Annotated in this window: 19 protein-coding genes and 1 tRNA gene; 9 read left to right on the forward strand and 11 right to left on the reverse strand. The window is 57.1% G+C overall.

The window, feature by feature from the left end; all coding sequences use genetic code 11:
- The first annotated feature begins 158 nt into the window (after positions 1–158).
- The 3 genes from CDA56_RS22070 (at position 159) to pnuC (ending at position 2706) form a co-directional block, all read left to right on the forward strand.
- Positions 159–234: transfer RNA gene (locus CDA56_RS22070), tRNA-Lys, on the forward strand.
- A gap of 673 nt (positions 235–907) precedes the next feature.
- Positions 908–1951 carry a quinolinate synthase NadA gene (gene nadA, locus CDA56_RS22080; RefSeq protein WP_103814142.1) on the forward strand — a complete coding sequence of 348 codons (1044 nt, stop codon included), beginning with the start codon at positions 908–910 and terminating at the stop codon, positions 1949–1951.
- Between the two features lie 35 nt (positions 1952–1986).
- The gene (pnuC, locus tag CDA56_RS22085; protein WP_014228459.1) at positions 1987–2706 is read left to right on the forward strand and encodes a nicotinamide riboside transporter PnuC; all 720 of its coding nucleotides are present in this window, start codon (positions 1987–1989) and stop codon (positions 2704–2706) included.
- Here pnuC and zitB read toward each other — a convergent pair.
- Together zitB and CDA56_RS22095 are read right to left on the reverse strand one after the other, a co-directional pair.
- Complete coding sequence (gene zitB / locus CDA56_RS22090) at positions 2703–3647, reverse strand: CDF family zinc transporter ZitB (RefSeq protein WP_103814144.1); 945 nt, start codon at positions 3645–3647, stop codon at positions 2703–2705. The genes pnuC and zitB overlap by 4 nt on opposite strands.
- A gap of 117 nt (positions 3648–3764) precedes the next feature.
- A complete protein-coding gene (locus CDA56_RS22095; protein ID WP_025108131.1) occupies positions 3765–4136 on the reverse strand; it encodes a YbgS-like family protein in 372 nt (123 codons plus the stop codon).
- Positions 4137–4450: 314 nt separating this feature from the next.
- Here CDA56_RS22095 and aroG point away from each other — a divergent pair, with 314 nt between their 5' ends.
- Entirely contained in the window at positions 4451–5503 is a 1053-nt protein-coding gene (gene aroG / locus CDA56_RS22100) for a 3-deoxy-7-phosphoheptulonate synthase AroG (RefSeq protein ID WP_014228462.1), read from the forward strand.
- A 67-nt stretch (positions 5504–5570) separates the two neighbouring features.
- On the opposite strand, the gene gpmA is transcribed toward aroG, so the two are convergent.
- From gpmA to modE, 7 genes are all read right to left on the reverse strand, one after another.
- A complete protein-coding gene (gpmA, locus tag CDA56_RS22105; protein WP_004100351.1) occupies positions 5571–6323 on the reverse strand; it encodes a 2,3-diphosphoglycerate-dependent phosphoglycerate mutase in 753 nt (250 codons plus the stop codon).
- 257 nt (positions 6324–6580) lie between these two features.
- Positions 6581–7624, reverse strand: a complete 1044-nt coding sequence (gene galM, locus CDA56_RS22110) for a galactose-1-epimerase (protein WP_103814146.1) — start codon at positions 7622–7624, stop codon at positions 6581–6583.
- Entirely contained in the window at positions 7618–8766 is a 1149-nt protein-coding gene (gene galK, locus CDA56_RS22115; RefSeq protein ID WP_103814148.1) for a galactokinase, read from the reverse strand. The genes galM and galK overlap by 7 nt, the downstream gene beginning before the upstream one ends.
- Positions 8767–8768: 2 nt before the next feature.
- A complete protein-coding gene (gene galT, locus CDA56_RS22120; protein ID WP_049079124.1) occupies positions 8769–9815 on the reverse strand; it encodes a galactose-1-phosphate uridylyltransferase in 1047 nt (348 codons plus the stop codon).
- 9 nt (positions 9816–9824) lie between these two features.
- Positions 9825–10841 (reverse strand): UDP-glucose 4-epimerase GalE, encoded by a 1017-nt coding sequence (gene galE, locus CDA56_RS22125; protein ID WP_004130603.1) that lies wholly within the window; start codon positions 10839–10841, stop codon positions 9825–9827.
- 210 nt (positions 10842–11051) lie between these two features.
- Positions 11052–12521, reverse strand: coding sequence for a molybdate ABC transporter ATP-binding protein ModF (modF, locus tag CDA56_RS22130; protein WP_103814150.1), 1470 nt, complete (start codon positions 12519–12521; stop codon positions 11052–11054).
- Between the two features lie 67 nt (positions 12522–12588).
- Entirely contained in the window at positions 12589–13377 is a 789-nt protein-coding gene (gene modE, locus CDA56_RS22135) for a molybdenum-dependent transcriptional regulator (protein WP_103814168.1), read from the reverse strand.
- 153 nt (positions 13378–13530) lie between these two features.
- Between modE and CDA56_RS22140 the strand changes: the two genes are divergently transcribed.
- The 4 genes from CDA56_RS22140 to modC all read left to right on the forward strand — a co-directional run bounded on the left by CDA56_RS22140 (position 13531) and on the right by modC (position 16349).
- Complete coding sequence (locus tag CDA56_RS22140; protein WP_004848993.1) at positions 13531–13680, forward strand: AcrZ family multidrug efflux pump-associated protein; 150 nt, start codon at positions 13531–13533, stop codon at positions 13678–13680.
- Between the two features lie 145 nt (positions 13681–13825).
- A complete protein-coding gene (modA, locus tag CDA56_RS22145; protein ID WP_103814152.1) occupies positions 13826–14599 on the forward strand; it encodes a molybdate ABC transporter substrate-binding protein in 774 nt (257 codons plus the stop codon).
- On the forward strand, positions 14599–15288 hold the full coding sequence (gene modB / locus CDA56_RS22150; RefSeq protein ID WP_004848997.1) for a molybdate ABC transporter permease subunit: 690 nt from the start codon (positions 14599–14601) through the stop codon (positions 15286–15288). The genes modA and modB overlap by 1 nt, the downstream gene beginning before the upstream one ends.
- Positions 15289–15290: 2 nt before the next feature.
- The gene (gene modC / locus CDA56_RS22155; RefSeq protein WP_103814155.1) at positions 15291–16349 is read left to right on the forward strand and encodes a molybdenum ABC transporter ATP-binding protein ModC; all 1059 of its coding nucleotides are present in this window, start codon (positions 15291–15293) and stop codon (positions 16347–16349) included.
- On the opposite strand, the gene CDA56_RS22160 is transcribed toward modC, so the two are convergent.
- Positions 16350–17168 carry a pyridoxal phosphatase gene (locus CDA56_RS22160; protein ID WP_103814157.1) on the reverse strand — a complete coding sequence of 273 codons (819 nt, stop codon included), beginning with the start codon at positions 17166–17168 and terminating at the stop codon, positions 16350–16352.
- Between the two features lie 221 nt (positions 17169–17389).
- Between CDA56_RS22160 and pgl the strand changes: the two genes are divergently transcribed.
- Positions 17390–18385 (forward strand): 6-phosphogluconolactonase, encoded by a 996-nt coding sequence (pgl, locus tag CDA56_RS22165; protein WP_014228470.1) that lies wholly within the window; start codon positions 17390–17392, stop codon positions 18383–18385.
- Positions 18386–18443: 58 nt separating this feature from the next.
- On the opposite strand, the gene CDA56_RS22170 is transcribed toward pgl, so the two are convergent.
- Entirely contained in the window at positions 18444–18920 is a 477-nt protein-coding gene (locus CDA56_RS22170; protein ID WP_038424232.1) for a GNAT family N-acetyltransferase, read from the reverse strand.
- Between the last annotated feature and the right edge of the window lie 92 nt (positions 18921–19012).

Raw genomic sequence — 19012 nt, forward strand, 5'->3', positions numbered from 1 at the left:
GGTTCGAATCCTGCACGACCCACCAATTTAACATCAAACTCAGATGTTAAGCGTGAAGGATAACGTTGCGTCAGCAACGGCCCGTAGGGCGAGCGAAAGCGAGTCATCCTGCACGACCCACCATCCTGAATCGTTCCAGTTAGCAGTAAACCCGCAAGGGGTCGTTAGCTCAGTTGGTAGAGCAGTTGACTTTTAATCAATTGGTCGCAGGTTCGAATCCTGCACGACCCACCAATTTAACATCAAACTCAGATGTTAAGCGTGAAGGATAACGTTGCGTCAGCAACGGCCCGTAGGGCGAGCGAAGCGAGTCATCCTGCACGACCCACCAATGTAAAAAAGCGCCCTAAAGGCGCTTTTTTGCTATCTGCCATTTCCTCGAAAATCACAACAATCCGCAATACCTTAATGCTGCGTTATTCTACCGTCGCGCTGCGTTTACCGTGGCTACAATTGGCACAGGCCAGTAGCCCGGACAGATGCGTAGCATCGCCTCCGGGAAATGTGCCGGGCCTGATGCCTTTGCGTGGCTTCGTCCCGGGGGCGGCGCTTGACGCGCCTTGCCCGGGCTACAGATTCGAGCGTTTTGCAGGTTTAGCAGCCCGGACAGATGCGCAGCATCGCCTCCGGGAAATGTGACGGCCTGATGCCTTTGCGTGGCTTCATCCCGGGGGCGGCGCTTGACGCGCTTTGCCCGGGCTACAGATTCGTGCGTTCTGCAGGTTTGGCAGCCTGGACAGATGCGCAGCATCGCCTCCGGGAAATGCTCTCTGTGGGAAAAATTCCTCACGACATTTTCTGCACAATCGGCTATCTTGTTTAGCATATAAAACACCACGACCGGTTAATACCTTTCTTCAGGCATTATTACGGTCTGAAAGTTAAGCCAGTGAAACGAGACTGCAAGATGAGCGTAATGTTTGACCCGGAAGCGGCGATTTATCCTTTTCCTCCGAAGCCCATGCCGTTAAACCGCGATGAGAAGCACTTTTATCGCGAAAAAATTAAACGCCTGCTGCGCGAGCGCGATGCGGTGATGGTGGCCCATTACTATACCGACCCTGAAATTCAGCAGCTGGCCGAAGAGACCGGCGGCTGTATCTCCGATTCTCTGGAGATGGCGCGCTTCGGCGCCCGACATTCTGCCTCGACGCTGTTGGTTGCCGGCGTGCGCTTTATGGGAGAAACGGCGAAAATCCTCAGCCCGGAAAAAACCATCCTGATGCCCACGCTCCACGCGGAGTGCTCGCTCGATCTGGGCTGCCCGATCGAGGAGTTTAGCGCTTTCTGCGATGCGCATCCGGATCGTACGGTCGTGGTCTACGCCAACACTTCAGCGGCGGTAAAGGCGCGCGCCGACTGGGTTGTGACGTCGAGCATCGCCGTGGAACTCATTGAGCATCTTGATAGCATGGGTGAAAAAATCATCTGGGCGCCGGACCGCCATTTAGGTAGCTATGTGCAGAAACAGACCGGCGCCGACGTACTGTGCTGGCAGGGCGCCTGCATCGTTCATGATGAATTCAAAACTCAAGCGCTGGCGAGAATGCGGGCGCTTTATCCGCAGGCCGCGGTGCTGGTTCACCCGGAATCACCGCAGGCGATTGTCGATATGGCTGACGCGGTGGGGTCAACCAGCCAGTTGATCAATGCCGCTAAGACGCTGCCGCACAAGCAGCTCATCGTCGCCACCGACCGCGGCATTTTCTACAAAATGCAGCAGGCGGTACCGGAAAAAGAGCTGCTGGAAGCGCCTACGGCAGGCGAAGGGGCAACCTGTCGCAGCTGCGCCCACTGTCCGTGGATGGCGATGAACGGCCTGCAGGCGATTGCGGAAGGGCTGGAAAAGGGAGGCGTTGAACATGAAATTCACGTTGATGAACAGCTGCGAACCGGGGCGCTGATTCCGCTAAACAGAATGCTCGATTTAGCGGCTACACTTCGGGGATAGCTCATTACTGCGTTACAGAACGCTCTGGGGATAAGATGGATTTTTTTAGTACGCAGAACATATTAGTGCATATACCCATTGGCGCCGGAGGATATGACCTGTCGTGGATTGAAGCTGTCGGCACCGTCGCAGGATTGCTGTGCATCTGGCTGGCGAGCCTGGAGAAGATTGCCAACTATGCCTTTGGGCTGATCAACGTCACGCTGTTTGCCATTATCTTCTTTCAGATCCAGCTCTACGCCAGCCTTCTGCTGCAGATCTTTTTCTTCGCGGCCAACGTCTACGGCTGGTACGCCTGGTCACGACAAACCAGCGATAACCAGGCGGAACTGCAAATCCGCTGGCTGCCGCTGCCGAAAGCGTTAGGCTGGCTGGCGGCCTGCGTGGTGGCGATTGGCCTGATGACGGTATTTATCGATCCGGTTTTTGCGTTTCTGACCAGGATTGCCGTCGCGCTGATGCACACCCTGGGCCTGCAGGTTGCTATGCCGGCGCTGCAGCCAGACGCGTTCCCGTTCTGGGACTCCTGCATGATGGTTCTCTCGGTTGCGGCGATGATCCTGATGACGCGCAAATACGTCGAAAACTGGCTGCTGTGGGTGATTATCAACGTCATCAGCGTGGTTATTTTCGCCCTGCAGGGCGTTTATGCGATGTCGCTCGAATATCTGCTGCTGACCTTCATCGCCCTCAACGGCAGCCGTATGTGGATTAACAGCGCGCGTGAGCGCGGCTCTCACGCGTTTTCCCGCTAATGGTGATGATGATGTCCATGCCCGGCGTGCGTCATGTTCAGACGGCACTCCGGGCCGCTGCAGGGCTGATACTCCATCTGAACCGTAATGTGTTCAATCTCATACTTATGCTGTAAGAAGCCCTGGATTCGTTCAAGCAGGCCGTCGTGATCGTGCGGCGGTACCACCTGCACGTGCAGCGTCATCACCGTTTTTTCTCCTACCAGCCACGCATGAACGTGGTGTACGTCGCGAACTTCAGGTATTGAGCGGCGCAAATCGCGCTTTAAGGCGTCGACGTCAAGCGAACGCGGCGCGCCCTCCAGCAGCTCATTAACGCTCTCCTGCAGCAAACGCCATGCGCTGCGCAGAACCAGGCACGATACCAGCACGGACAGAATAGGATCGATAGGCGTCCAGCCGGTGGTGATGATCACGATTGCGGCAATAATGGCCCCAACCGAACCGAGTAGATCTCCCAGCACATGCAGAGCGGCGGCCCGCACGTTGAGGTTACGCTCTTCACTGCCGCGATGGAGGATCCAGAAGGCCAGAATATTGGCCAGCAGGCCGGCAACGGCGATGATCATCATGGTTTTACCGGCTACCGGTTGCGGATGATGAAAACGCTGAACGGCCTCCCAGACGATTAATATCGTAATGACCACCAGGGCGATAGCATTGAGAAAGGCCGCCAGCGTGGTCAGCCGCAGCCAGCCAAAGGTGTGTTGAGCATTAGGCGGGCGACTGGCGAAACGCACGGCCAGAAAGGCGAACAGCAGCGCTGCGGCGTCCGTCAGCATATGCCCGGCATCGGCCAGCAGCGCCAGCGAACCTGAAATAAGTCCGCCTGCAACCTCAACCAACATGAATCCGGCCGTGACGCAGAACGCCAGCAGCAGCCGACGGGCATTATTATCTTCGGTGGATTGCGGAGAATTATGCGAGTGTGATTGCCCCATGGTGCCATCCCTACATTATTATTTTGATGATTACTTTATGACATGATTCACCTCTTGGGGTGAATAAAATGAAAAAAGGAGAGCCTTAGCTCTCCTTCCGGGCGGATACCGCGCAGATTATTGGGTGGTACCGTCGGTTTTCGTCGCCTCGTCCTGGCCGACCTTTTTATCGGTATCCGGGCAGCGGCCATCTTTGCACATTGAGTTTTTGTGAACTTCATCGCTCGACATCCCGTCGTGGTTCATGGTCGAGCCGTTGGGGTGGAGCATGGTGCCGCCGGTATCGGTGGAACCAGCGTTAATTTTACCGTTGTCCACGTTGTTTGGCGCCACGTTTTCACGCGCGTCGGGGGCAACCTGACCCGCGTCGGCTGCCGAATTGGCCTGCCCGTTGTTCGACTGCGCGCCGGTATCGGCGGCCAGCGCCGCGCCGCTGGCCAGGCCCAGGGTTGCTGCGAGGAGAAGACTGGTTAGCTTGTTCATTTTCATTGGATGCTCCTGTTATATCGATTTACCGAATTACCTCTTCCAACAGTGCATTGCCGGAGGTTCTACTCGTTGTGGTTAAAGCTTCGCTGTTAGCGAGCGGCATTAATATATAATGCTGAATGCTAAAGAAAATTAAGTTCTAACAGTTAAAAATTATAGCTTGTGGCCACTATTCCGCGACTTTATGGCGTTTTTTAGCCTATTTCCAGGAATATTCTGCCGCTAGTGTAAAATCACGTTTACACTTTTTGAGTGAAGAGATAGATTGGAGGGATTGCATTTAACTAGATAAGTATGGCAACGCTGGAAATAAGATGAATTATCAGAACGACGATTTACGCATTAAAGAGATCAACGAATTATTACCTCCCGTTGCGCTCCTGGAAAAATTCCCCGCTACCGAAAACGCCGCCAACACCGTTGCGCATGCGCGCAAAGCGATCCACCAGATCCTGAAAGGTCATGACGATCGGCTGCTGGTCGTGATTGGTCCATGCTCCATTCACGATCCGGCGGCGGCAAAAGAGTATGCCGAGCGTCTGCTCGCGCTTCGCGAAGAGCTTAAAGGCGAGCTGGAAATCGTGATGCGCGTGTATTTTGAAAAACCGCGCACCACCGTGGGCTGGAAAGGGCTGATCAACGATCCGCATATGGATAACAGCTTCCGCATCAACGATGGTCTGCGGATCGCACGCAAGCTGCTGCTTGATATTAACGACAGCGGACTGCCAGCGGCCGGGGAGTTCCTCGATATGATCACCCCGCAGTATCTTGCCGACCTGATGAGCTGGGGCGCGATTGGCGCGCGTACCACCGAGTCACAGGTGCACCGCGAACTCTCTTCCGGCCTCTCCTGCCCGGTAGGCTTTAAAAACGGCACAGATGGCACCATTAAAGTCGCTATCGACGCCATCAATGCCGCCGGTGCGCCGCACTGTTTCCTGTCGGTGACCAAATGGGGACATTCGGCGATTGTGAACACCAGCGGCAATAGCGATTGCCATATTATCCTGCGCGGCGGTAAAGAGCCGAACTACAGCGCGCAGCACGTGGCAGAAGTGAAGGTGGGTCTGGCGAAAGCAGGCCTGCCCGCTCAGATCATGATCGATTTCAGCCATGCCAACTCCAGCAAACAGTTTAAAAAGCAGATGGATGTCGGCACAGACGTATGCCAGCAGGTTGCCGGCGGCGAGCGGGCGATTATGGGCGTGATGATCGAAAGCCATCTGGTGGAAGGCAATCAGAGCCTCGACAGCGGTGAGCCGCTGGCCTACGGTAAAAGCATTACTGATGCCTGTATCGGGTGGGAAGATACCGATACGCTGCTTCGCCAGCTGGCGAATGCGGTAAAAGCGCGCCGCGGTTAGGTTTTACGGCGAGTCTCAAAATAAAAAAGCGTGGAGGGCTCCACGCTTTTTTTACATCCCGCGAAAATTACTTCGCTTTACCCTGGTTCGCTACGGCAGCGGCTTTCGCGGCAATCTCGTCGGCGTTACCCAGATAGTAATGTTTAATAGGCTTGAAGTTCTCGTCGAACTCATACACCAGCGGTACGCCGGTCGGGATGTTCAGTTCGAGGATCTCTGCTTCGCCCATGTTGTCGAGGTATTTCACCAGCGCGCGCAGGGAGTTACCGTGAGCGGCGATAATCACGCGCTCACCGCTTTTCAGACGCGGCAGAATGGTTTCATTCCAGTACGGTACGACGCGGTCGATGGTCAGCGCCAGGCTCTCGGTGGTAGGCAGCTCAGCGTCGGTCAGTTTTGCATAGCGCGGATCGTGACCCGGGTAGCGCTCGTCGTCTTTGGTCAGCTCCGGCGGCGTTACCGCAAAGCCGCGACGCCACTGCTTAACCTGCTCGTCACCGTATTTTTCAGCGGTTTCCGCTTTGTTGAGGCCCTGCAGCGCACCGTAGTGACGCTCGTTCAGTTTCCAGGACTTTTCTACCGGCAGCCAGGCCTGATCCAGTTCGTCCAGCACGTTCCACAGGGTGTGGATGGCACGTTTCAGCACAGAGGTATAAGCAAAGTCGAAGCTGAAGCCTTCTTCTTTCAGCAGCTTACCGGCCGCTTTTGCTTCACCCACGCCTTTTTCAGACAGGTCAACGTCATACCAACCGGTGAAACGGTTTTCGTTGTTCCATTGGCTTTCGCCGTGACGAACGAGTACCAGCTTAGTTACAGCCATACACTTACTCCTCAATACACGTCATCTTTCTCGCCGCCTTGATGCGACCCGAAATCTGTAGTGTGTATATTTATTGATTGATAACTATTCTCATTATATTGCCGCGACTTACCTCACGGCAATGCTTATCCCTAACCATAGCGAAAATAGTCGCTCAGTGTAAGGTGCTTGTAAAACAGAGGTTATGTTTTTGTCTGTAAGTGGCGTATTTTTCAGCGAAAGGATAAAAAAAGCCCTCCATCAGGAGGGCGGGGGGATTATTTCGCAATAAACTGATATTCCGTCAGGCTGACGTACTCTTCGCCGGGGCGCAGTACGCAGTCCGGCTGCGGCCATTCCGGATGGTTCGGTGAATCCGGCAGGAACTCGCTCTCCAGAGCCAGACCTTGCCAGTCAGCGTAAGGCTGCGCGGTGCGCGACGGCGTGCCGGCCAAATAGTTGCCGGAGTAGAACTGCAGCGCCGGAGCGGAGGTATAGACCGTCATCTGCAGCTTTTCGTCCTGCGACCAGACGTGAGCCGCCGGGCTTTTGGCATCGCCCAGCGCCTGGAGCAGAAAGGCGTGGTCGTAACCTTTGACCTTTTGCTGGTCTTCATCGCGCAGGAAATCGTCCGCCAGCATCTTCGGCGTGCGGAAATCGAAGCTGGTCAGGGTGACGTTTTGCAAATCGCCTCCCGGAATCCCATCGCTCTCAACGGGCAGATACGCATCGGCAAAGATTTGCAGCTTATGGCTACGCACGTCGCTCTGCACGCCATCAAGATTGAAATAGACGTGGTTGGTCAGGTTTACCGGGCAGGGCTGATCAACGGTGGCGCGATACTCGATGGCGATACGATTATCGTCGGTCAGGCGGTAGTGCGCCGTAGCCGTCAGATTGCCGGGGAACCCCTGATCGCCATCGTGGGAGGAGAGTGAAAACAGCGCGTGACGATCGTCGGCGCTGACAATCTGCCAGCGGCGCTTATCAAAACCTTCAGGACCGCCGTGCAGCTGATGGCCGGCCTCGTTGGAGGGCGTCAGATTAACGCTACGGCCATCAAGGGAAAAGCGGCTGTTGGCGATACGGTTCGCGTAACGGCCTACGGAAGCGCCGAGATAGGCGGCCTGGCGCGTATAGTCGCCAGGGGTCGCGCAGCCGAGCAGCGCTTCGCGTACGCTGCCGTCGGCCAGCGTCACGCGCGCGGAGAGCAGCGTCGCGCCCCAGTCCATTACGGTGACCGTCATGCCTGCGTCGTTACGCAGGGTGTGGAGATTCCACGGCTGGCCGTCCGGCGCCAGCTCCGTTGTTGGGTTTAGCATTGTCCAGCTCCCTGCGACGGTTTGCAGACGTAAAAGGTCTCTTTGATACCGGTTTTCGCTTCATACTCTTTGGCAACGGCATGCTGTACGGTCTCGACCAGATCTTCCGGCACCAGGGCGACGATACAGCCGCCGAAACCGCCGCCGGTCATGCGAACGCCGCCTTTATCGCCGATGGCCGCCTTGACGATGTCCACCAGGGTATCAATCTGCGGGACGGTGATTTCAAAATCATCGCGCATGGAGGCGTGGGATTCCGCCATCAGCTCGCCCATCCGCAGCAGGTCGCCTTTTTCCAGCGCCGCAGCGGCTTCTACGGTACGGGCGTTTTCAGTCAGCACGTGGCGAACGCGTTTGGCGACCACCGGGTCAAGCTCGTGGGCGACGGCGTTGAACTCTTGCAACGTGACGTCGCGCAGGGCCGGCTGCTGGAAGAAACGCGCGCCGGTTTCACACTGTTCGCGGCGAGTGTTGTATTCGCTGCCGACCAGAGTGCGTTTAAAGTTACTGTTAATAATCACCACCGCGACGCCTTTCGGCATCGAGACCGCTTTGGTCCCCAAGGAGCGGCAGTCGATCAGCAGCGCGTGATCTTTTTTACCGAGCGCGGAGATCAGCTGGTCCATAATGCCGCAGTTGCAGCCGACGAACTGGTTTTCCGCTTCCTGGCCGTTCAGCGCGATTTGCGCGCCGTCGAGCGGCAGATGGTACAGCTGCTGGAACACGGTGCCGACGGCGACTTCCAGCGAAGCCGAAGAGCTTAACCCCGCGCCCTGCGGCACGTTGCCGCTGATGACCAGATCCGCGCCGCCGAAAGCGTTATTCCGCTGCTGGAGATGCTTCACCACGCCGCGGACATAGTTTGACCACTGCTGGGCATCGTGGCTGATAATCGGCGAGTCGAGAGAGAATTCATCGGTCTGATTGTCGTAATCGGCGGCAATCACCCGCACGGTACGATCGTCGCGCGGCGCACAGGCGATGACCGTCTGGTAATCAATGGCGCAGGGCAGCACGAACCCATCGTTATAGTCGGTATGCTCGCCGATCAGGTTAACGCGGCCAGGGGCCTGGATAACATGGCTGGCCGGATAGCCAAATTTCTCAGCAAACAGGGCTTGGGTTTTCTCTTTCAGACTCATGGTTATACTCCGGATTCGCGAAAATGGACGTCGCTCACAGCGCGCAGACGTTCGGCGGCCTGCTCGGCCGTCAGGTCACGCTGGGTTTCAGCCAGCATTTCATAGCCGACCATAAATTTACGCACCGTCGCGGAGCGCAGCAGCGGCGGATAAAAATGCGCGTGCAGCTGCCAGTGATTATTCTCTTCATCGTTAAACGGCGCGCCGTGCCAGCCCATAGAGTAGGGGAATGAGCACTGGAACAGGTTGTCGTAACGGCTGGTCAGCTTTTTCAGCGCCAGCGCGAGGTCGCTGCGCTGGTCATCGGTTAAATCAGTCAGGCGCTGTACGTGCGCTTTCGGCAACAGCAGCGTCTCGAAGGGCCACGCTGCCCAGTAAGGGACCACCGCGAGCCAGTGTTCGGTCTCGACGACGGTGCGGCTACCGTCGGCTAATTCTCGCTGCGCGTAATCCACCAGCATCGGCGCGCCGTGCCCGGTGAAGTACGCTTTTTGCAGACGATCTTCGCGTTCCGCCTCGTTAGGCAGAAAGCTGTTTGCCCACACCTGGCCATGCGGATGTGGGTTGGAGCAGCCCATTGCCGCGCCTTTATTTTCAAAGACCTGCACCCACGGGTAGGTTTTTCCGAGGTCGGCGGTCTGCTCCTGCCACGTTTTAACCACGCCTTCCAGCGCCTCCACGCTCAGTTCCGGCAGCGTTTTGCTGTGGTCTGGCGAGAAGCAGATGACCCGGCTGGTACCGCGGGCGCTCTGACAGCGCATAAGCGGGTCGTCGCTTTCCGGGGCGTCAGGGGTATCGGTCATCAAAGCCGCAAAGTCATTGGTAAAAACAAACGTACCGGTGTAGTTCGGGTTTTTGTCGCCGGTGACGCGGGTATTACCCGGGCACAGGAAACAGTCCGGGTCGTGCGCGGGCAAGGTCTGTTTTGCCGGCGTTTCCTGCGCCCCCTGCCAGGGGCGCTTGGCGCGATGCGGAGAAACCAGAATCCACTGCCCGGTTAACGGGTTATAACGACGATGTGGATGGTCGACGGGGTTAAATACGCTCATGAAGGTTCCTTAGTCGGGATAACCCTGCGGATGACGGGACTGCCAGTGCCAGGTGTCCTGCGCCATTTCGTCAAGGTTGCGCGTCACGCGCCAGTTCAGCTCGCGATCGGCCTTTTCAGCGTCCGCCCAGTAGGCCGGGAGGTCGCCTTCGCGGCGCGGTGCGAAGTGGTAGTTAATCGGTTTGCCGCAGGCTTTGCTAAATGCGTTGACCACGTCGAGCACGCTGCTGCCGACGCCTGCGCCAAGGTTGTAGATATGCACGCCGGCTTTATCGGCCAGTTTTTCCATCGCCGCGACGTGGCCGTCTGCCAGGTCCATCACGTGAATGTAGTCGCGTACGCCGGTGCCATCTTCGGTTGGGTAGTCGTTGCCGAATACCGCCAGCGATTCACGGCGGCCAACCGCGACCTGCGCGATATACGGCATCAGGTTGTTCGGAATACCCTGCGGATCTTCCCCCATATCGCCCGACGGATGCGCGCCGACCGGATTGAAGTAGCGCAGCAGCGCGATGCTCCAGTCCGGCTGCGCTTTTTGCAGGTCGGTCAGGATCTGCTCAACCATCAGCTTGCTTTTACCGTAAGGGCTCTGAGGCGTACCGGTCGGGAAGCTTTCGACGTAAGGGATTTTGGGCTGGTCGCCGTAGACGGTCGCGGAGGAGCTGAAAATAAAGTTTTTCACGCCCGCGGCGCGCATGGCGGAAACGAGTTTCAGTGTGCCGGTTACGTTGTTGTCGTAGTACTCGAGCGGCTTAGCGACGGATTCTCCGACGGCTTTCAGGCCGGCGAAATGGATCACCGCTTCAATGGCGTGATCGTGGAGAATTTCCGTCATCAGCGCTTCGTTACGAATGTCGCCTTCGACAAAGGTGGCGCTTTTCCCGCCGAGACGTTCAATGATTGGCAATACGCTGCGCTTACTGTTGCAGAGATTGTCGAGAATAATCACTTCGTGTCCCTGCAGTAGCAGTTGAACGCAGGTGTGACTTCCAATGTAACCGCTACCACCTGTAACCAGTACTTTCATGATTCGCTCCAATAGGCTTATCGTGTGAGAAGAAGATAGCATACCAAAGAAGCCAAAAGTGTGACACAGGCCAAATTGGTGGAATCGTTTACACTAAAATTTTTAAACAGCCCATTTGAGTTTTTTTGTTTTAAAAACAGGATGATGTTATGTCTGGTAGCTATTATTCTGAAAAAACAGGGATCAGCAGACCCCTGTACAGGCTTAATTTTACAGCGGATCCAGCTGGTAAGTGTAACCGTCTCCACTACTCACAAAGGCCAGTCGGTGGGTGATACAGTCCGGGGCGTCTTCGGCGTGATGAGAGACAAACAGCAGCTGCGTCGCCCCTTCGCCAATCAGCACATCAACGAAGCGGCGCACCAGCTGGCGGTTGAGCGGGTCCAGCCCCTGCAGCGGTTCGTCAAGGATCAGCAGAGTGGGATGTTTGACCAGGGCGCGGACGATCAGCGCCAGCCGCTGCTGCCCCCAGGAGAGGCTATGGAACGGCGCATCGGCGGTGCGTTTGTCGATACCCAGAATATCCAGCCAGTTCTGCACCAGCTTATGCTGCTTGTCAGATACGGCCTGATAGATGCCGATTGAGTCGAAGTAGCCGGAGAGAATCACGTTACGCACGTTGGTGCTGACGCGGTATTCAAGGTGCAGGCTGCTGCTGACGTAGCCAATATGCTTTTTGATATCCCAGATGGTTTCACCGCTGCCGCGGCGGCGGCCAAACAGGGTCAGGTCGTTGCTGTATCCCTGAGGATGGTCGCCGGTAATCAGGCTGAGCAGCGTGGATTTACCGGCGCCGTTGGGGCCGACTATCTGCCAGTGTTCGCCAGGGTTCACCGTCCAGCTCAGGCGGTTAATGATCGGACGATCGTTGTACGAAACCACGCCGTCGTTCAGCACGATGAGCGGCGCTTCGGCGTCCAGCGCAAGACGCGCTGCCGGTGCGTCCGGCTCCGGCAGCGTCATGCCGTCAAGCTTTTCGCTGTGCGCGAGCTGGGCAATAAGCGCCTGCTGCAGCAGGGCCTGCTTTTCGCCGGTTTCGCTCAGCACGCAGTCCGCCAGTACCCCGGCATACTGAACGAACGCCGGGATCTCGTCAAAACGATTGAGGACCAGCACCAGGGTGATACCTTCGCCGTTCAGCGAGGCCAACATCCCGGCGAGCTGCTGGCGCGAGGCGACATCAAGACCGTCGAACGGCTCATCAAGAATAAGCAGGTCGGGATCGCCCATCAGCGCCTGGCACAGCAGGGTCTTGCGCGTTTCGCCGGTAGAGAGATATTTAAAACGGCGTTCGAGCAGGTGGCTAATTGCAAACTGTTCAGCAAGGCGGGCGCAGCGGGAGGGGTCTTTAAACTCATCCTGGATAATTTCCGCCGTCGTGCGGCCGGTGTCTTCTTCTCCCGGGCTGAGCAAATCGGTGTTATTGCGCTGCCACTCATCGCTGACCAGCTTTTGCAGCTGCTCAAAAGAGAGACGGGTGATGCGCGAGAAGGTGCACTCACGCTGCCCGCTTAGCAGGGTCAGCTCGCCGGAGAGCGCCCGCGCAAGCGCCGACTTCCCGCTGCCGTTGCTGCCGACGAAAGCCCAGCTCTCGCCAGCCTGCACGCGGAGGTGTTCAATATTTAACGTTTTTGTATCGCTAAGACGAAACGTGCCTTGCGAAATTTGCAACAATGACATTGTGTATCCCACTTTTTGCAGCGATTTGCTTCAGGGATACGTCTTCGCGAGCGCAATGTCAATGCCGTTAGCACAACGTGGCAAGAATGATGCGATCGGCATTAAAATATGCTATCACCTCCGCCCCTTCCGCCAGATCGCGCGTCTGTTCCACCGGCAGGGTGGCGCAAAGGCTCTGCCCATCCGGGAGCGCCATCAGCACTTCACACTGTTCCGGCCCGCGTTCGATGTGGTTGATACGTCCGGTCAGCTGGTTGTCGGCCCGTTCCGCCTGTGCGGCATCCTGAGTAATGCCAACCCACGGCGCTTTCAGCAGCACCAGTACCTCCTGGCCTTCCTCAAGGCCCAGACGATCGGCGCTTTGGGCGGTAATCGCGACCTTAAAGCGGGTTTGGCCGTCGGCCAGCAGAACGTCAACGTGCTGCTGGACCTGCTGATGGTCGCGGCCGGTAATGGTGCCAAACCACTGGTTGCGCGCGCTGGTCTGCAGAGAGAATCGCGAAATGGCAGCCAGCAGGCTGTCGAGGGGAAGGGCGTCATCATCGCTCAGGACATCGAACGCTTTCTGCTGAATCTGCGCCAGCAGGTCGTAGAGCTGAATCAGCCGCTGCCCGTAGCGGGTGAGGACCGCGCCGCCGCCGCCTTTGCCGCCGGTCGCCCGGTCAACCAGGGTCTGCTCGCTGAGCTGATTCATTTCATTAATCGCATCCCAGGCGCTTTTATAGCTAATGCCCGCGTTTTTTGCCCCCTGGCTAATCGAGCCGGTCTGTTCAATCTGTTTCAGCAGGGCGATACGGCGAGGATCGGCGAACAGGCGCTGCTGTAATTTGAGGGTAAGAAGAATTTCAGCCTGCATAATCATATCCTGATGAAAAAGGGTATTGTGACCGATAGCGGTCATCTTGCAAGATGCATCTCTCACGGTGGCCAGCGGGGCACCGCACAAATGGGGCGTGTTTTTCCGGCTGAATTGGTTACAATAAACTATTCGTACTTTCTGGAGCCAACCATGTTAGAGCTATTGAAAAGTCTGGTTTTTGCCGTAGTCATGGTCCCTGTGGTGATGGCGGTCATTCTGGGCCTGATTTACGGGCTGGGCGAAGTGTTTAACCTCTTCTCCGGAGCCGGTCATAAAGACAGCAGACCGCAAAATCACTGATTTCCCCCGCGCCCGGTTCTGCCGGGCGTTCTTATTTCTTCCCCCTCTCCATTTTTCGAACGCTGATTACCCCTAATTTTCGCTGGGAAAAACCTGGCGCTATCGTTATATTGTCTATTACATAACGAACCGACGGGAGATTCAGATGACAGGTCAATGGTTACGCTTTTTTGCCGGAGCAACGTTAACGCTCTCCGTTGCGGGCCACGCGCTGGCGGAAGAGGGCAAAGTGACGGTTTTTGCCGCGGCATCGCTCACCAACGCCATGCAGGATATCGCCAAAGAGTATAAAAAAGAGAAGGGCGTGGAGGTGGTTTCTTCATTTGCCTCTTCATCGACCCTGGCACGGCAGATTGAAGCGGGGGCGCCGGCGGACCTGTTTATCTCCGCCGATCAAAAATGGATGGATTACGCGGTCGAGAAAAAGAGCATTGATACCGCCTCGCGCGCGACCCTTCTCGGTAACAGCCTGGTTGTCGTGGCGCCAAAAGCCAGCGCGCAGGACGAGATAGACATCAGTGATAAAACCGACTGGACCAGCCTGCTGAAAGGCGGCCGCCTGGCCGTAGGTGACCCGGAACACGTGCCTGCTGGCATCTATGCGAAAGAGGCGCTGCAAAAGCTGGGAGCCTGGGAAACCCTGTCGCCGAAGCTGGCGCCGGCAGAAGACGTGCGCGGCGCGCTGGCCCTGGTTGAACGCAGCGAAGCGCCGCTGGGGATCGTTTACGGCTCCGATGCGGTCGCCAGCAAGGGGGTAAAAGTTGTCGGTACCTTCCCGGAAGATTCGCATAAGAAAGTGGAATATCCGCTGGCAATCGTCGACGGCCATAAAAATGCCACGGTCAGCGCGTTTTATGACTATTTAAAAGGGCCGGAAGCGTCCGCCATCTTTACACGTTACGGATTTACTACCCACTAATGTTCTTAAGCGATCCTGAATGGCAGGCGGTACTGCTGAGCCTGAAAGTCTCCTCCCTGGCGGTGGTACTGAGCTTGCCTTTTGGCATCTTTTTCTCCTGGCTGCTGGTGCGACGAGATTTTCCCGGTAAAGCGCTGCTCGATAGCATTCTCCACCTGCCGCTGGTATTGCCACCGGTGGTGGTAGGGTATCTCTTGCTGATCGCGATGGGGCGACGCGGTTTTATCGGCAGCTGGCTGTATGACTGGTTTGGTCTGAGCTTCGCGTTTAGCTGGCGCGGCGCGGTACTGGCGGCGGCGGTGATGTCCTTTCCGCTGATGGTGCGGGCCATTCGCCTCGCGCTGGAAGGGGTGGACATCAAGCTCGAGCAGGCGGCGCGTACCCTCGGCGCTGGCCGCTGGCGGGTGTTTTTCACTATTACGTTACCGTTGACGCTACCCGGCATTATCGTTGGCACCGTGCTGGCTTTCGCCCGCTCGCTGGGCGAATTTGGCGCCACCATCACGTTTGTTTCCAATATTCCCGGCGAAACGCGCACCATCCCTTCGGCCATGTATACCCTGATCCAGACCCCCGGGGGAGAAGGCGCGGCCGCGCGTTTATGCTTGATTTCGATTGCGCTGGCGCTGGTATCGCTGCTGATTTCCGAATGGCTGGCCCGCCTCAGCCGTCAGCGGATGGGGAAATAAACATGCTTGAGCTCGATTTTACCCAGACGCTGGGTACCCACTGTCTGCAAATTCGCGAGACGCTTCCCGCCAGCGGCATTATGGCGGTGTTCGGCGTCTCCGGCGCGGGTAAAACCTCGCTGATTAACGCCATTAGCGGCCTGACGCGCCCACAGCAGGGGCGCATCGTCCTCAACGGCAGGGTGCTGAACGACGTTGATAAAGGTATCTGCCTGGCGCCGGAAAAGCGCCGCATTGGCTACGTTTTTCAGGACGCGCGCCTGTTTCCGCACTATAAAGTGCGCGGCAATCTGCAATATGGCATGGCGAAGTCTATGGCGGCGCAGTTTGACAAGCTAGTGGCGCTGCTCGGCATTGCGCCGCTGCTTGACCGCCTGCCGGGCGGCCTCTCCGGTGGGGAGAAGCAGCGGGTGGCGATTGGCCGGGCGCTGCTTACCGCGCCGGAGCTGCTGCTGCTGGATGAGCCGCTGGCATCGCTGGATATTCCGCGCAAGCGCGAGCTGTTGCCCTATCTGCAGCGTCTGGCGCGCGAAATCAAGATCCCGATGCTGTACGTCAGCCACTCTTTGGATGAAATCCAGCATCTGGCGGATAACGTGCTGGTGCTGGAAGAGGGGAAAGTGAAAGCCTTTGGCTGTCTGGAAGAGGTGTGGAGCAGCAGCGTGATGCACCCCTGGCTTCCCCAGGAGCAGCAAAGCACGATCCTGAACGTGACCGTTGCCGCTCAGCATCCGCAGTATGCCATGACCGCGCTGGCGCTGGGGGATCGGCAGATATGGGTTAACCGTCTTGACAGGCCGCAGGGCGAAAGCGCGCGGATCCGCATTCAGGCCTCGGACGTTTCTCTGGTACTGCAGCCCGCTCAGCAAACCAGTATCCGCAATATTTTACCCGCGCAGGTCATGCAGTGTATTGAAAGTCATGGGCAGGTTGAGGTCAGGCTGGAGATAAGCGGCCGTACCCTGTGGGCGCGCATCAGCCCCTGGGCTCGCGATGAGCTGGGGGTGACCCCGGGCCAGCGGCTGTATGCGCAGATAAAAAGCGTGTCGATAGCCGCCTGATTACAGCAGGTGGCGATAGATGTAGTCGGCGATGCTGGTGGTTTCATTTTCACCGATCACCACGTTGGCGCGCGCTTTGACCTCTTCCACCGCGTTGCCCATCGCCACGCCGGTACCGGCGGCTTCCAGCATGCTGAGGTCGTTATAGTTGTCGCCGAAGGCGATAACATCCTGCATCGACAGGCCCTGCGACGCGACCCACTGCGCCAGGCGTTTACCTTTGCTGTTGCCTTCCCGGGCAATATCCACCTGATCGTGCCACGACCATTCGCACTCCAGACCCAGCGTCTGGCCAACGTGTTGGGCAAAGCGCTGCAGTTTGGCGGTATCTTCATCGGTCAGGGCGAATTTCCACACGGCGTTAACTTTGCGGGCCGCCTGCGCCAGAGAATCGACCTGAGTGAATACCGGTCGCTGCTCGACGGGCAGCGACTGCGCCCAGTTGGCGGTGCGGATAACGTGCCCGGTCGGCTGCTCGTACAGCATGGCGTCATCGACGTACATCAGGCCGTGAATATCATGCTCGTTCAGCATTTCCGTCAGGCTCAGGGCTTTATCTACCGGCATCGGGTCGGATTCAAGCACCTTTTTTGCATGATAATCATACAAATAAGTGCCATTGCAGCAAATTGCAGGTGTATCCAGCGCCAGCGCCTGATAAAAAGGATGGATAGCGACGTGATGTCGGCCGGTGACGACGATGATCTGATATCCCGCGTCTTTGGCGCGAGCCAGCGCATCGAGCGAGGCGGGGAGGATGGTCTTTTTGCCGGTTAAGAGCGTGCCGTCTAAATCGAGGGCAATCACGCGTGAGGTCATGGGTTGTTTCCGGTTAATGATGAAAAGTTAGCAGGCTATGATGGTACACCGCTGTGCCATTCCGGCAAACTTTTCAGCATCTACCGCTAAAGAGCCGATACACTTGATCTTTCAGGCTGCCAGGAGGCAACCTGAAGAGCGTTGTGTATGCATATTGTGTTTTTCAGGGTGTCGTTAGTCTGAAAAATGAAATTTCCACGTGCAGTGAGGAAGGAGTATTCATGAAACAAACCGTTTATACCGCCAGCCCGGAAAGCCAGCAGATTCACGTCTGGGATCTGGATCTTGAGGGGAAACTGACCCTGGTGCAGGTTGTTGATGCCCCGGGCCAGGTGCAGCCGATGGTGGTGAGCCCGAACAAAGAGTTTCTCTACGTCGGCGTGCGTCCGGAGTTTCGCGTACTGGCCTACCGCATTGCGCCCGATAATGGCGCCCTGACTTTCGCCGGCGAAGCCGCGCTGCCGGGTAGCCCAACGCATATTTCTACCGATCGTCAGGGGCGCTTTGTGTTCAGCGCTTCCTATAACGCGGGCTGCGTGAGCGTTACGCCGCTGGTGGACGGCCTGCCGCGAGAAGCGGTGGCGGTGGTTGAAGGTCTGGAAGGCTGCCACTCGGCAAATATCTCTCCCGATAATCGCACCCTGTGGGTACCGGCGCTGAAGCAGGATCGTATCTGCCTGTTTACCCTGAGCGACGACGGTTTCCTCGCAGAGCAGGAGCCGGCTGAAGTGACCACCGTTGAAGGCGCGGGCCCGCGTCACATGGTGTTCCATCCGAATCAGCAATACGGCTACTGCGTCAACGAACTGAACAGCTCCGTTGACGTCTGGGAGCTGAAAGATCCGTACGGAAAAATCGAATGCGTGCAGACGCTGGACATGATGCCGCCTGATTTTGCCGGCGTGCGCTGGGCGGCGGATATCCATCTGACCCCGGATGGCCGTCATCTCTACGCCTGCGATCGTACCGCCAGCATTATCACTATCTTCAGCGTCTCGGAAGACGGCAGCGTGCTGTCCATCGAAGGCTATCAGAATACCGAGACCCAGCCGCGCGGCTTTAACCTCGATCATAGCGGCAAATATCTGATCGCCGCCGGTCAGAAATCGCATCATATCGCGGTGTATGAAATCAAAGGCGAGCAGGGGCTGCTCCAGGAAAAAGGGCGCTATGCCGTAGGCCAGGGCCCGATGTGGGTCGTGGTCAACGCTCGCTAAGTTCTCTGTCAGTGACGAAACCTCGCCGCGGCGAGGTTTTTTTACGCCTGCGCAGGGGCTACTTCACCCGCATACGATACTCAATCATGCCGCTTTTCTCCGCGACCCAGTTATACAGACGCTGGCCCCGAAGGTTGGTCTCATGCGTGTGCCAGTACAGGCTGGCTGCGTGACGTTTGCGCGCCTGCAGCTGAACATACTCAATCAGCTGCTTGCCGATATGCTGACCGCGAACGGCCGGGTCAACGAAGAGGTCCTCCAGATAGCAGTAGTCGCTTTCGGCCCAGGTGGAGCGGTGGAAGAGATAATGTACGAAACCCACTATCCTGCCTTCCTGTTTTGCCACTGCGCAGAACATCGGCTCGGTGGGATGGAAAAAGCGCTTCCAGGTGAGCTGCGTGATGCTTTCCGGGATGTCGACGCGATAAAACGTCTGGTAGCTTTTCCACAGCGGCAGCCACTGGGCAAAGTCGCTTTCAGCCGCGGGGTGGAGGGTTACCTGCGCGAGGTTAACGTCGGTTTTGTTGCTATTCATGGCTGTTCCTTATTTTTATCAACCGGGTGATTTGACCTGGCGCTATGGTAGGTGCTGTTCTGGTTCCTAAAAAGTGACACTTTCTGTATATT

The organism is Klebsiella michiganensis (genome assembly GCF_002925905.1).
In the GTDB taxonomy this organism is placed as follows: Bacteria; Pseudomonadota; Gammaproteobacteria; order Enterobacterales; family Enterobacteriaceae; genus Klebsiella; species Klebsiella michiganensis.

Coding starts and splice junctions, on each gene's coding strand:
- nadA (WP_103814142.1), top strand. CDS start 908: ATGAGCGTAATGTTTGACCCGGAAGCGGCGATTTATCCTTTTCCTCCG.
- pnuC (WP_014228459.1), top strand. CDS start 1,987: ATGGATTTTTTTAGTACGCAGAACATATTAGTGCATATACCCATTGGC.
- zitB (WP_103814144.1), bottom strand. CDS start 3,647: ATGGGGCAATCACACTCGCATAATTCTCCGCAATCCACCGAAGATAAT.
- CDA56_RS22095 (WP_025108131.1), bottom strand. CDS start 4,136: ATGAAAATGAACAAGCTAACCAGTCTTCTCCTCGCAGCAACCCTGGGC.
- aroG (WP_014228462.1), top strand. CDS start 4,451: ATGAATTATCAGAACGACGATTTACGCATTAAAGAGATCAACGAATTA.
- gpmA (WP_004100351.1), bottom strand. CDS start 6,323: ATGGCTGTAACTAAGCTGGTACTCGTTCGTCACGGCGAAAGCCAATGG.
- galM (WP_103814146.1), bottom strand. CDS start 7,624: ATGCTAAACCCAACAACGGAGCTGGCGCCGGACGGCCAGCCGTGGAAT.
- galK (WP_103814148.1), bottom strand. CDS start 8,766: ATGAGTCTGAAAGAGAAAACCCAAGCCCTGTTTGCTGAGAAATTTGGC.
- galT (WP_049079124.1), bottom strand. CDS start 9,815: ATGAGCGTATTTAACCCCGTCGACCATCCACATCGTCGTTATAACCCG.
- galE (WP_004130603.1), bottom strand. CDS start 10,841: ATGAAAGTACTGGTTACAGGTGGTAGCGGTTACATTGGAAGTCACACC.
- modF (WP_103814150.1), bottom strand. CDS start 12,521: ATGTCATTGTTGCAAATTTCGCAAGGCACGTTTCGTCTTAGCGATACA.
- modE (WP_103814168.1), bottom strand. CDS start 13,377: ATGCAGGCTGAAATTCTTCTTACCCTCAAATTACAGCAGCGCCTGTTC.
- CDA56_RS22140 (WP_004848993.1), top strand. CDS start 13,531: ATGTTAGAGCTATTGAAAAGTCTGGTTTTTGCCGTAGTCATGGTCCCT.
- modA (WP_103814152.1), top strand. CDS start 13,826: ATGACAGGTCAATGGTTACGCTTTTTTGCCGGAGCAACGTTAACGCTC.
- modB (WP_004848997.1), top strand. CDS start 14,599: ATGTTCTTAAGCGATCCTGAATGGCAGGCGGTACTGCTGAGCCTGAAA.
- modC (WP_103814155.1), top strand. CDS start 15,291: ATGCTTGAGCTCGATTTTACCCAGACGCTGGGTACCCACTGTCTGCAA.
- CDA56_RS22160 (WP_103814157.1), bottom strand. CDS start 17,168: ATGACCTCACGCGTGATTGCCCTCGATTTAGACGGCACGCTCTTAACC.
- pgl (WP_014228470.1), top strand. CDS start 17,390: ATGAAACAAACCGTTTATACCGCCAGCCCGGAAAGCCAGCAGATTCAC.
- CDA56_RS22170 (WP_038424232.1), bottom strand. CDS start 18,920: ATGAATAGCAACAAAACCGACGTTAACCTCGCGCAGGTAACCCTCCAC.